Origin of the sequence: Shimia sp. (genome assembly GCF_039969785.1) — a bacterium.
Classification (GTDB): Bacteria; Pseudomonadota; Alphaproteobacteria; order Rhodobacterales; family Rhodobacteraceae; genus Shimia.
The window spans coordinates 15858-27441 of the sequence record NZ_JBDVNC010000027.1 but is presented as its reverse complement, the minus strand read 5'-3'; the positions used below and the strand labels follow the sequence as shown (position 1 = coordinate 27441).

The following is an 11584-nucleotide window of genomic DNA, read 5'->3' as shown; positions in this document are numbered from 1 at the left end:
TCAGAGCGTCCTAGATCACGCCTAAGGGCTGTCTTTCGACAGTCATGATCAAATGGAGTTACACATATGTCTGTCAAACTGTCTGTTTCAGCCCTGGCCATTGCTGCCGTCGCTGCCACTTCTGCCGCTGCGCGCGATCAGGTTCAGATTGCCGGGTCCTCGACCGTTCTTCCTTATGCCTCGATTGTTGCCGAAGCTTTTGGCGAAAACTTCGATTTTCCCACGCCGGTTGTGGAATCAGGTGGGTCTTCTGCGGGTCTGAAACGCTTTTGTGAAGGTGTTGGTGAAAACACAATCGACATCGCCAACGCGTCGCGCAGAATAAAGGATAACGAACTCAAAACCTGTTCCGAAAACGGGGTAAGCGAAGTGATTGAGGTCCGTATTGGTTATGATGGCATCGTGTTCGCGTCTGACATCCAAGGCAACGGTTTCGAATTCACCCCATCCGACTGGTTTCTCGCACTATCCGATCAGATCATGATGAACGGTCAACTGGTCGACAACCCAAACAAAACCTGGGCTGATGTGAACCCCGGTTTTCCGGCCCAACCCTTGCAAGCTTTTGTCCCGGGTACAAAGCACGGCACCCGCGAAGTGTTTGAAGACAAGGTAATTCTGGCCGGGTGCGAATCCACCGGCGCATTTGAACACATTTTGAGCGGTGTCGAAGGCGACAGCGATAAAGCAAAGAAAAAAGCCGCTGAAAAAGCATGTATTGCTTTGCGCACGGACGGCGTGTCAGTCGATATCGACGGAGATTACACCGAAACACTGGCCCGCATCGAAAGCAACAAAGATGGCATCGGCGTCTTTGGGTTGGCGTTTTACGAGAACAACACAGACAAGCTTCAGGTTGCCACGATGTCCGGTGTTGTTCCCTCCACCGATTCGATCGCAGACGGGGAATATCCTGTATCGCGCCCTTTGTTCTTCTACGTAAAAAAAGCCCATATAGGCGTGATCCCGGGCCTCAAAGAATACACCGAATTCTTTACGGCTGACGAGATTGCCGGACCAGACGGTCCGTTGGCGGAATATGGTCTGGTATCTGACCCTGACCTGACCGAAACGCAGAACTCTGTTTCTGACGGAACCATCCTCGGCTCAAATATGTAACCGCATAATCCGGGCGGCATCTCCTCGGTGCCGCCCAATTATTCACCTTGCTAGGCGCATCCCAATATGCCTGTTTTCTGGTTAGTTCTTTGTGTTCTCGCACTTGCTGCGGCAGGCTATTTTGTTGGCCGGTCACGCGCGATACGCAATGCGGGTGGTGACACTCGAAACCTGCATTCGCTTCCAGTCTATTATGGCATCAACGTCGCGATCAGCACGCTTGTCCCGGCATTTGCCCTATTGGTTGTCTGGCTCCTGACCCAGCCATCCATAATTGAGCGTGCCGTATCCGATCTGATCCCGCCCGAGACGATCCCGCAAGGCTCCAGTCTTAGCCTGGTCATGGCCGACATGCGCAGGGTCGCAATCGGGATCACACTGGCCGTTGACCAGAATGTTCTCAGCGAAACGCAGGCCAAGGCATTGAGCGCCCAAAGCGATGACATTCGCGCCCGATTGCGTGACGTCGGCATTGCATTGGGTCAGGATGTGCGCCCTGAAGTGTTAGAGGCAGCTCAAAAATACCGGTCCTTGGCAAGCACCGGAATTCTGGCCATGTCCATCCTTGTTCTGACGTTCGCAGCCATAGGCTTTGGTTGGTCATTGCGGCGCAGCCACGCACAGTTTCGCGCTCGCAATTTTGTAGAACGCGCCGTTCTGATGATCCTGATGGTGGCTGCATCGCTGGCGATCCTGACCACGGTTGGGATCGTGCTGTCGATGTTGTTTGAATCGATCAATTTCTTCCGCTTGCACGCCGCTAAGGATTTCTTTTTCGGTCAAACATGGGCGCCAAACTTCCGGGGAGAGTCAGAGCTTTCCATTTTGCCGCTCCTTTGGGGTACGCTTTACATTTCGTTCATTGCGCTTCTTGTGGCGGTTCCCGTCGGATTGTTTGCTGCAATCTACCTATCCGAATACGCAGGCCCCAAGACCCGTGCTATCGCCAAGCCCATGTTGGAAATTCTCGCCGGCATTCCGACCATTGTTTATGGTCTCTTTGCGCTTTTGACGGTTGGTCCCGGACTGGTGAAATTGTTTGGTCAATCTGGCGCGCTTGGCTTGAGTTGGATGTCGGGCGCAACCTCGGTTCTTACGGCAGGTGCTGTGATGGGCATCATGTTGATCCCGTTCGTCAGTTCATTATCCGACGACATCATCAATGCCGTCCCTCAATCTTTGCGGGATGGGTCTCTCGGTCTGGGTGCAACCCCATCTGAGACCATCCGTCAGGTCGTTGTGCCAGCTGCGCTGCCGGGCATTGTCGGCGCAATTTTGCTGGCGGCATCCCGCGCCATCGGGGAAACCATGATTGTTGTGATGGGGGCAGGGGCCATAGCAAAGTTTTCGCTCAACCCGTTTGACACAATGACGACCATAACCACCCGCATTGTCAGTCAACTGACCGGCGACGGTGATTTCTCAAGCCCTGAAACCCTCGTGGCCTTTGCTCTGGGTCTCACTCTGTTTGTCCTGACACTCGGCCTCAACGTGCTGGCGCTCTACATCGTGCGCAATTACCGGGAGCAATACGAATGAGCGATGCTTCAATGCCAACGGACCGGATGCATCCGTCGATCCATGTGCAAGACGCGCATACCAAACGCCGGAACGCCGCAGAACGCCGGTTCAAGGCCTATGGTGTCATTGCCATAGCGATTGGGCTAGCAATGCTGGTGACATTGCTTTTCACAATCCTGTCCAAGGGCACTGGGGCCTTCCAGCAAACATTCATCACCATGCAGGTCGAGTTGTTGGAAAGTAAACTGGACAAGGCTGGCGATCGCGATCTTGAAAAAATCAAGAAAGTCACAACGTTTGGCTACGCACCGTTGATCAAATCGGCTCTTGAGAATGTGGCTCAAGCCAATGGCATCGAAACCGATTTGAAGCCCAAAGACATGGCCAAAATGCTGTCGAAATCCGCGGCGTCTCAATTGCGCGCGTTTGTGATCAAGAACCCCGACAAGATCGGTCAAACCGTTGAGTTTCGGTTTCTCGCCAACAGCCGAATTGACGGCTACCTCAAAGGCCGCGTCAATCGTCAGAGCATTGCAAACGACAAGAACGTGACACCTGCACAGCTCGATTTTTCCGACCAGCTTAAGGCTGCGGGTGTCCTGAAAAAGACCTTCAACATTGACTTCATCATCGGTGCCGATGCATCGGACCAACGTCCAGAGGCGGCGGGCATAGGCGTGGCAATGATGGGCTCTTTGTTCATGATGCTGGTTGTGTTGGGGCTGGCGCTGCCAATTGGCGTGGCCGCATCGATCTACCTGGAAGAGTTCGCACCCAAGAACTGGATCACCGACATTATCGAGGTGAACATATCAAACCTCGCGGCGGTGCCTTCCATTGTATTTGGTATCCTGGGCCTTGCAGTATTCATCAACTACATGCATTTGCCGCAATCGGCACCTCTGGTTGGCGGGTTGGTTCTGACCCTGATGACTTTACCGACTATTATCATTTCGACCCGCGCATCACTCAAGGCCGTGCCACCTTCGATCCGGGATGCAGCCTTGGGGGTAGGGGCCAGCAAAATGCAAGCGGTGTTCCACCATGTTTTGCCCTTGGCCGCGCCCGGCATCCTGACCGGGACAATCATTGGTCTGGCTCAGGCTCTGGGTGAAACGGCACCGTTGCTGTTGATCGGTATGATTGGCTTTATCGCCTCGAACATGCCGGAAACCGTCGCCGAAGGTTTGTTGTCACCAAACTCCGCGATGCCCGCTCAGATTTATGAATGGGCCAAGCGGGCCGATCCCGCCTTTTACGAACGCGCATGGGGCGGGATCATCATTCTCTTGATCTTCCTCATCTCTATGAACACACTTGCAGTGATCCTGCGCCGCCGGTTTGAACGCCGCTGGTAAGTCAAGGAACAATAAGATGTTTGATGCACCAAACCTAAACAGCCACGTGAGCCAGGACACCGCAAAAATATCCGCGCGGAATGTTCAGGTCTATTATGGTGATACTCACGCAATTAAAAATGTTAACGTTGAAATCGAGGCAAAAGCGGTCACCGCTTTCATCGGCCCGTCTGGATGTGGAAAATCAACATTTCTTCGCTGTATCAACAGGATGAATGACACAATTGATGTCTGTCATGTCCAAGGTGACATACATTTAGACGGCGAAGACATCTATGATAAAAAGGTAGATCCTGTTCAGCTGCGCGCGAAGGTTGGAATGGTCTTTCAAAAACCCAACCCATTTCCCAAGTCGATTTATGACAATGTCGCTTATGGTCCGCGAATTCACGGCCTTGCTAGGAACAAGTCAGAACTTGATGAAATTGTTGAGAAATCCCTGCGTCGTGGGGCACTTTGGAATGAAGTTAAAGACCGTCTGCATGCACCGGGAACAGGTCTGTCTGGTGGACAGCAACAACGCTTGTGCATTGCGCGCGCAGTGGCAACGGAACCCGAAGTTTTGTTGATGGACGAGCCTTGCTCGGCGCTTGATCCAATTGCCACAGCTCAGGTCGAAGAGTTGATCGACGAACTGCGCACCCGGTTCTCGGTCATCATCGTTACGCATTCAATGCAACAGGCAGCGCGTGTCAGTCAGAAAACTGCCTTTTTCCACTTGGGTAACCTTGTCGAATATGGCGACACATCCCAGATTTTTACCAACCCAATTGATGAGCGCACAGAAAGCTACATCACGGGCCGCATCGGGTAACAGGAGTCGAAAAAATGAACGAACAGCATATTGTCTCGGCGTTTGATCGCGAACTCGAAACCATTCAGGCACAAGTCATTAAGATGGGCGGGCTGGTTGAAGCTGCGATTTTGGACGCGTCAAAATCGCTCAAGACCCTTGACGAAGAACTTGCAGAACAAGTGCGCAATGCGGACAAGGCCATCGATGGACTGGAAGAGCAGATCAACGCCGATTGTGCCCAGCTGATCGCATTGCGCGCGCCAACGGCCGTTGATCTTCGTGTGGTCCTTTCGGTCATGAAAATGGCTGGAAATCTGGAACGGATTGGCGATTACGCAAAAAACATGGCCAAACGCACGTCCGTTCTGGTGCATATGACGCCTGTTGAAGGGGCAAGAGGCGCGTTGCGCCGCATGGCGCGCGAAGTCCAGCTAATGCTCAAAGACGTTCTGGACGCCTATATTCAACGCGACGCTGAGCTTGCCAGAGATGTGTTAGAGCGGGATCACGAGATTGATCAGATGTATAACGCGCTTTTCCGCGAATTTCTGACATTCATGATGGAAGACCCGCGTCACATTTCGCCCTGTATGCATCTGCATTTCATTGCAAAAAACACCGAACGAATGGGGGATCACGTGACAGCCATTGCTGAACAGGTGATTTATGTTGCCACAGGCAAAATGCCCGATGAACCGCGCCCCAAAGTATCGCACTACGAACCCGAGTAAGATAAATGGCTCAAGACCACCCAACCGTACTTGTTGTAGAAGACGAACCAGCTCAGCGAGAGGTTTTGTCATACAACCTTGAAGCCGAGGGTTTCAAAGTTGTGACCGCCTTTGATGGCGACGAAGCTTTGCTAATGGTCGACGAAACTCACCCAGATCTAATAGTTCTGGACTGGATGCTTCCGGGAACATCAGGCATCGAAATATGCCGGCGCCTGAAAACGCGAACCGAAACGAAGTCAATTCCGATACTCATGCTGTCCGCACGAGGTGAAGACGTGGACCGTGTGCGCGGACTGGAAACAGGTGCCGACGACTATGTTGTCAAACCGTATTCCGTGATTGAACTGATGGCCCGTGTCCGCAACCAATTGCGACGTGTTCGTCCGGGCGCAACCGGGCAAAGTCTCACGTATCTGGATATCAATTTGGATTCTGAAACGCACCGCGTAACGCGCGGCACCGACGCTTTAAAGCTTGGGCCGACCGAATTTCGCCTCTTAACAACATTCATGGAAAAACCTGGGCGCGTCTGGAGCCGCGAACAATTGCTCGACCGGGTTTGGGGCAGGGATATCTATGTAGATAGCCGTACGGTTGACGTACACATTGGTCGCCTTCGCAAAGCCTTGTGTGCGCATGGTGGTGATGACCCGCTCAGAACGGTGCGCGGTGCAGGCTATGCGTTGGGTTAGAAATTCACTTCATGTTGGTAAATGTGACATTGCACAATCCAATCACATGTTTTCCAACGCGACTAAAGTCGTATGTGTCGCAACATCAAAAGCGCCAATGAAAAAGAAGCCTTAACGGAAGTCGACAACCTGTTGAAAACATGCGTGTAAATCTAAGCGAAATATTCGTATAAGAGGTATTATGGTAAATAATAAGAGCATTCAAGTAATCCGTTTCCCCTCAAATACGCAAATTGACTGGACAAAACAAAGATGTTTCCGATACTTAACATATAAGGGGTATTGGGGAATGCCAACTGTGACCGATACACCAAATCCGGGTTGGTTATGGTGACTATAAGCAAATCGCAGACGTAATTCTGAGAAAAAACACGGGACGAAGACCTGGGGATGAAGGACACACTCGATTATATCGAAGCAGTCATGAATGAAACAAGCCTTGAAGCGCTGTGGGACAGACATGTACTACGTATGGCGGATTATGGCTTCGACAAGATAATCTATGGGTATACAAATTTCAGGAGCGGTTTGTCGCTTGGGGATGTCGAAGACTTTTTTATATTGTCCAATCATTCACGCGATTACCTCGACAAGTTTCTCGGTGAAGGCCTGTATTTTCATGGCCCGATGATGAATTGGACACTGAAGAACACAGGTGCGCAAAGCTGGAACATTGCGCATAAGGCTATGCAATCTGGTCAGTTGTCAGACCGACAACGGCAGGTTTACGAAGTCAATCAACAATACGGAATGCATGCAGGTTACACGATCAGCTTCCCAACTGTGTCTTCTCGTACAAAAGGTGCGATCTCGCTTGGGGCCCATCAGGATCTTTCACAACACGACGTTGATGAAATCTGGGCGCGCAAAGGGCGAGGAATTGAGTTGATCAACAATGTAGCACACCTCAAAATACACTCCCTGCCCTATACAAATCCAGAACGCGAACTGACGAAACGTCAGCGCGAAGTTCTAGAATGGGTTGGCGACGGAAAAACCATTCAAGACATTGCAACGTTGATTGGACGAACACCGGCAACAGTAGAAAAACATCTGCGTCTGGCGCGGGATTCAATGAATGTAGAAACGACGGCTCAGGCGCTTCTCAAGGCGTCATTTATGCATCAAATCTACTTGCCAGAGTCGCAAACGTGACGCATATTAGCGTCATAAGTATGGTTTACCTGACTTGATTGACCCGGCGTCAACATGTCAATTTAGAGATGTTCCGTGAGTGGTGGCTTTGGCCTTGGAACAAGTTCGGTGCTTATCCTCGTGATTGCGAGGCGCTTGGTGCTGACCGGTACCCAATCCGGATGTCAGTGTGTGGATTTATTTCGATCTGCAGGCTGACGTTTTCCGTGGGCCTCCTCATCCCCATGTTTCGGAGGTCGGGAATGAAAGCGGCGTCGCAGCAATGTGGCGTCGCTTTTTTCGTGTACCATCCACAAAAAAAGGCCAGCTGAACGAACAGATGGCCTTTCGATTTCTTTAGAGTGAGAGAACTTACCCTTGGGCGGCCTTGGCCACTTCGGCAGCAAAGTCTTCTTCTTTTTTCTCGATACCTTCGCCCACTTCCATGCGAACAAATGCAACAATCTCAGCACCAGCTTCTTTTGCGGCGGCTTCAACAGTCAGATCCGGGTTGACGACAAAGCTCTGACCCAGAAGTGTGACTTCTGCCATGAACTTTTTCATGCGGCCAACGATCATCTTTTCGATCACCTGCTCGGGCTTACCTGATTCACGCGCGATTTCGATTTGAACGTTGCGTTCTTTATCAACAATGGCCACGTCCAGATCAGCTTCTGACAAGGACTGTGGGTTGGCCGCTGCAATGTGCATTGCAACCTGCTTGCCAAAGCCTTCGTCGCCGCCTTTTGTGGCAACCAAAACGCCGATCTTGCCCATGCCTGCGGTGGCGGGGTTGTGAACGTAAGACGTCACAACATCACCTTCAACAGAGGCGATGCGGCGAACCGACATATTCTCGCCAATGGTGGCAACAGCATCGGTGACAACGTCAGCAACAGGCTTACCGCCCATGTCAGCAGCCAAAAGCGCTTCGGTTGTGTCCACAGTCAATGCGATGTCAGCGATACCGCCGACCATAGCCTGGAAGTCAGCATTCTTACCAACAAAGTCGGTTTCGGAATTCACTTCGACGGCAACACCTTTGCCACCGGCAACCTTAACGGCCACAAGACCTTCGGCAGCGATGCGGCCGGATTTCTTCGCGGCTTTTGCCAGGCCTTTGGTGCGCAGCCAGTCAATTGCTGCTTCTTGGTCGCCGTCGTTTTCGGTCAGTGCTTTTTTGGCATCCATCATGCCTGCGCCGGTCATTTCGCGCAGTTCTTTGACCATAGCTGCTGTGATCGCCATCTTGGCTCTCCTCGTCTCAAATAGGGGTTCCGGGGGCGGGCGTACCCTGCCCCCGTATCAGGTTTTAGGCCTCGGCCTTAGCTTCAACTTCAGCAGCGGCTTCTGCCGGCGCCTCTGCGATAACTTCTTCTACCGGAGCTTCTTCGAAGGCACCAAGATCAACACCTGCTGCGCCCATCTGAGCGGTCATTCCGTCCAGAGCGGCACGGGCTGCCAGATCGCAATACAGCGAAATCGCGCGTGCGGCGTCATCGTTGCCCGGGATGATGTAATCAACACCATCAGGCGAACAGTTGGTGTCAACCACGGCCACAACCGGGATGCCCAGCTTGTTGGCTTCGGCGACTGCCAGCGCTTCTTTTTTGACGTCGACGACGAACAACAGGTCAGGCACGCCGCCCATGTCGCGGATACCGCCCAAAGAGGCTTCCAGCTTGCCCTGGTCGCGTTCCATACCAAGACGTTCTTTCTTAGTCAGGCCTTCTGCGCCGCTTTCCATCTTTTCGTCGATTTCTTTCAGACGTTTGATCGATTGAGAAACGGTTTTCCAGTTGGTCAGTGTTCCGCCCAACCAACGGTGGTTCATGTAATACTGTGCCGACTTTTCAGCCGAGTCCGCGATCGGGCCAGCGGCCTGACGCTTGGTGCCCACAAACAGGACACGGCCGCCTTTTGCAACAGTGTCGCGAACCGCGGTCAGCGCCTGATCCAGCAACGGAACAGTTTGTGTCAGGTCCATGATGTGGATGCCGTTGCGCGAGCCGTAGATATACGGGCCCATGCGGGGATTCCAACGCTGTGTTTGGTGACCAAAGTGTACGCCTGCTTCCAGCAGCTGGCGCATGGAGAACTCAGGAAGAGCCATGCTTGTAGTTCCTTTTTCCGGTTTTGCCTCGGCGGGGGAAGTGAGAGCGGATGCTCCAACCGGCGGACCGGCAGGGATGTCTCCCCTGCCCGACCCAAACCCCGCCTGCGGGTTTGAATACGCGCGCATTAAACGAGCACGCTGCCAAAGGCAACCCCTGCCAACACGTAACATAACAAAATAGCAGGAAACAAACGTCAGGATGTCTTGTCTTGCATCCTGTGGGCCGCGCGCACAGCGGTTTCGCAATAGGTCGCAAGGGTTTTGCGATTTTCGAAATCCCGAACGGCAACAGGTGCATGATAGATCAACTCGACACCGCCTTGCCGCGGTGCGGCCAGGACATGCAACAGGTGCGGTCCAAAATCCATATCGCCCCACCAGCCATAATAGCGCTGATCTTGCCCGGCTGGCGCATCGTACATCACAGTCACAGGCTGCACATGCATCACGTCTCGCAATGCCGGCGAAAACAATGCAGCAAACAAAGTGGGTTTAAAGGGCAAAACCCGCAATGCATCTGTGCTAGTCCCTTCAGGGAAGAACAACAACTTATGCCCGGCAAGCAATCGCTCCTCAAAAACCTCTTTTTGTGCGCGCGCCTCCTTGGGGTCGCGATTGATAAACACGGTTCCTGTTGCCTTGGCCAACCAACCGATACCGGGCCATTTCGCAACCTCGGCTTTGCTGACAAAGTAAATCCGCTTGCGCGCATTCAGAGCGAAAATATCCAGCCAAGAGGAATGATTGGCCACAACAGCCCCGCGCTCTTTCATCAGCGCGCCGCTTGCCTGAAACTTCATCCCCATTATGCGAAAGGCGTTTCGACAGACAAATTGCGTTATGAACGGCGTCCAGGGACGATGCAGTCCGAACAACGGTCTTTCAATCAGGCGCACCAAAAGCAGTACAACCAGCCCACCAAATACCAGCCCGGACAAAACCAGACCTCGTGTCGCAACACGGGCCCAGCCTAATGCGCTGATGGGTGGCATTTCCGGGTAGTCGTCCGGGTTGTCCCACTCACGGCTCACAGGGCGCGCGCCCGCGTGTACAGCGCCTTGTTCTTGGCATTCATGCGCTCAATATCCATGATCAGACACACATCCGTGGTGTTGAATGAGTGGTCGATATAGGCCCCCTCGCCCACAAATCCACCCAACCGCAAATACGCTTTGATCAATGCGGGCACTTGCAACATTGTTGCGCGCCGATCGATCAGCTCTTCAGCGATCAAATTCATAGATTGATAGTTGTCGGCCTGCGCCCGGACACGCAGATCCTCGGGTGCCAGATGCCGCGCATGCAAAAGCGACAATGGATGCGCGAAAGCCCCGATATCTGTGCCGTGAAAGCTGGCCACACCAAACAATATCTCAATATCATGATCAGCCACGTAGTCCGCCAACCCGTTCCAAAGATGGAACATCGCGGCACCACCCCGGTACTCTTTATCAAGACAAGAGCGCCCTAATTCCAATAGCTTGCGACCACTCGCTTTTAGAACACTCAGGTCATATTCATCCTCTGAATAAAACTGACCGATCAGTTCCGCCTCTTCCTGCCGCAATACCCGATACACACCAACAACCTGATCAATCTCGTCGCAATCCAGAGCCTTGTCGATCAGGATCAGGTGATCAAAATGCGGATCAAACCGATCTTTTTCCAACCTCTCTGCGTGATCGATCAAGACGCCAGTGCCGCCTAACTCCTCCACAAACACCCGATAGCGCAAACGTTGCGCCGCGCGCAGTTCGGTCTGGGTTTGCGCGAGTTTGAGGAGAAAATCAGGCTCGGGACGTGACATGATAACTGTCTGTTGGTTCAGGTTGCCGCTTTTTACCAGCCGTGCCCGTGAAATCAACAGCACCAAGGCGAACGACTCCTTGATGATCAGCCCTAGGTTGTGTACACGATTTATTAATCACTATGGCTGTCACTGGCTGGCATCAACATGATCCGGGAACCGTCAATGACAACTTTGCCAGCCTCGCGAAAATTTACGGTAACTTTTCCGCCGATATTGGATTGCACCTGTCCCATCCCCCAATCGGGTTGGTCGGGATGGGTCACAAGCATACCCGGCTCAAGAAATGCATTCAGATCTTCCAACG

At 52.6% G+C, this 11584-nt stretch carries 12 protein-coding genes; 7 read left to right on the top strand and 5 right to left on the bottom strand.

Annotated features, from left to right (window positions below; genetic code table 11):
- Positions 1 to 66 precede the first annotated feature (66 nt).
- From ABJI08_RS13215 to ABJI08_RS13185, 7 genes are all read left to right on the top strand, one after another.
- Positions 67 to 1119 (top strand): substrate-binding domain-containing protein, encoded by a 1053-nt coding sequence (locus ABJI08_RS13215; RefSeq protein WP_348402317.1) that lies wholly within the window; start codon positions 67 to 69, stop codon positions 1117 to 1119.
- A 66-nt stretch (positions 1120 to 1185) separates the two neighbouring features.
- Positions 1186 to 2658 carry a phosphate ABC transporter permease subunit PstC gene (pstC, locus tag ABJI08_RS13210; protein WP_348402316.1) on the top strand — a complete coding sequence of 491 codons (1473 nt, stop codon included), beginning with the start codon at positions 1186 to 1188 and terminating at the stop codon, positions 2656 to 2658.
- Positions 2659 to 2669: 11 nt separating this feature from the next.
- Positions 2670 to 3998 carry a phosphate ABC transporter permease PstA gene (gene pstA / locus ABJI08_RS13205; RefSeq protein WP_348402376.1) on the top strand — a complete coding sequence of 443 codons (1329 nt, stop codon included), beginning with the start codon at positions 2670 to 2672 and terminating at the stop codon, positions 3996 to 3998.
- A 16-nt stretch (positions 3999 to 4014) separates the two neighbouring features.
- Complete coding sequence (pstB, locus tag ABJI08_RS13200) at positions 4015 to 4812, top strand: phosphate ABC transporter ATP-binding protein PstB (RefSeq protein WP_348402315.1); 798 nt, start codon at positions 4015 to 4017, stop codon at positions 4810 to 4812.
- Positions 4813 to 4826: 14 nt separating this feature from the next.
- Positions 4827 to 5525 (top strand): phosphate signaling complex protein PhoU, encoded by a 699-nt coding sequence (gene phoU / locus ABJI08_RS13195; RefSeq protein ID WP_348402314.1) that lies wholly within the window; start codon positions 4827 to 4829, stop codon positions 5523 to 5525.
- Between the two features lie 5 nt (positions 5526 to 5530).
- Complete coding sequence (phoB, locus tag ABJI08_RS13190) at positions 5531 to 6220, top strand: phosphate regulon transcriptional regulator PhoB (RefSeq protein ID WP_348402313.1); 690 nt, start codon at positions 5531 to 5533, stop codon at positions 6218 to 6220.
- Positions 6221 to 6610: 390 nt separating this feature from the next.
- Positions 6611 to 7375, top strand: a complete 765-nt coding sequence (locus ABJI08_RS13185) for a LuxR family transcriptional regulator (protein WP_348402312.1) — start codon at positions 6611 to 6613, stop codon at positions 7373 to 7375.
- 351 nt (positions 7376 to 7726) lie between these two features.
- Here ABJI08_RS13185 and tsf read toward each other — a convergent pair whose 3' ends face one another.
- The 5 genes from tsf to ABJI08_RS13160 all read right to left on the bottom strand — a co-directional run bounded on the left by tsf (position 7727) and on the right by ABJI08_RS13160 (position 11582).
- Positions 7727 to 8602, bottom strand: a complete 876-nt coding sequence (tsf, locus tag ABJI08_RS13180; protein ID WP_348402311.1) for a translation elongation factor Ts — start codon at positions 8600 to 8602, stop codon at positions 7727 to 7729.
- 64 nt (positions 8603 to 8666) lie between these two features.
- Positions 8667 to 9467, bottom strand: coding sequence for a 30S ribosomal protein S2 (gene rpsB, locus ABJI08_RS13175; protein WP_348402310.1), 801 nt, complete (start codon positions 9465 to 9467; stop codon positions 8667 to 8669).
- 197 nt (positions 9468 to 9664) lie between these two features.
- Entirely contained in the window at positions 9665 to 10462 is a 798-nt protein-coding gene (locus ABJI08_RS13170) for a lysophospholipid acyltransferase family protein (RefSeq protein ID WP_348402375.1), read from the bottom strand.
- A 35-nt stretch (positions 10463 to 10497) separates the two neighbouring features.
- The gene (locus tag ABJI08_RS13165) at positions 10498 to 11277 is read right to left on the bottom strand and encodes a GNAT family N-acyltransferase (protein WP_348402374.1); all 780 of its coding nucleotides are present in this window, start codon (positions 11275 to 11277) and stop codon (positions 10498 to 10500) included.
- Between the two features lie 113 nt (positions 11278 to 11390).
- Entirely contained in the window at positions 11391 to 11582 is a 192-nt protein-coding gene (locus ABJI08_RS13160; protein WP_348402309.1) for a DUF3553 domain-containing protein, read from the bottom strand.
- Between the last annotated feature and the right edge of the window lie 2 nt (positions 11583 to 11584).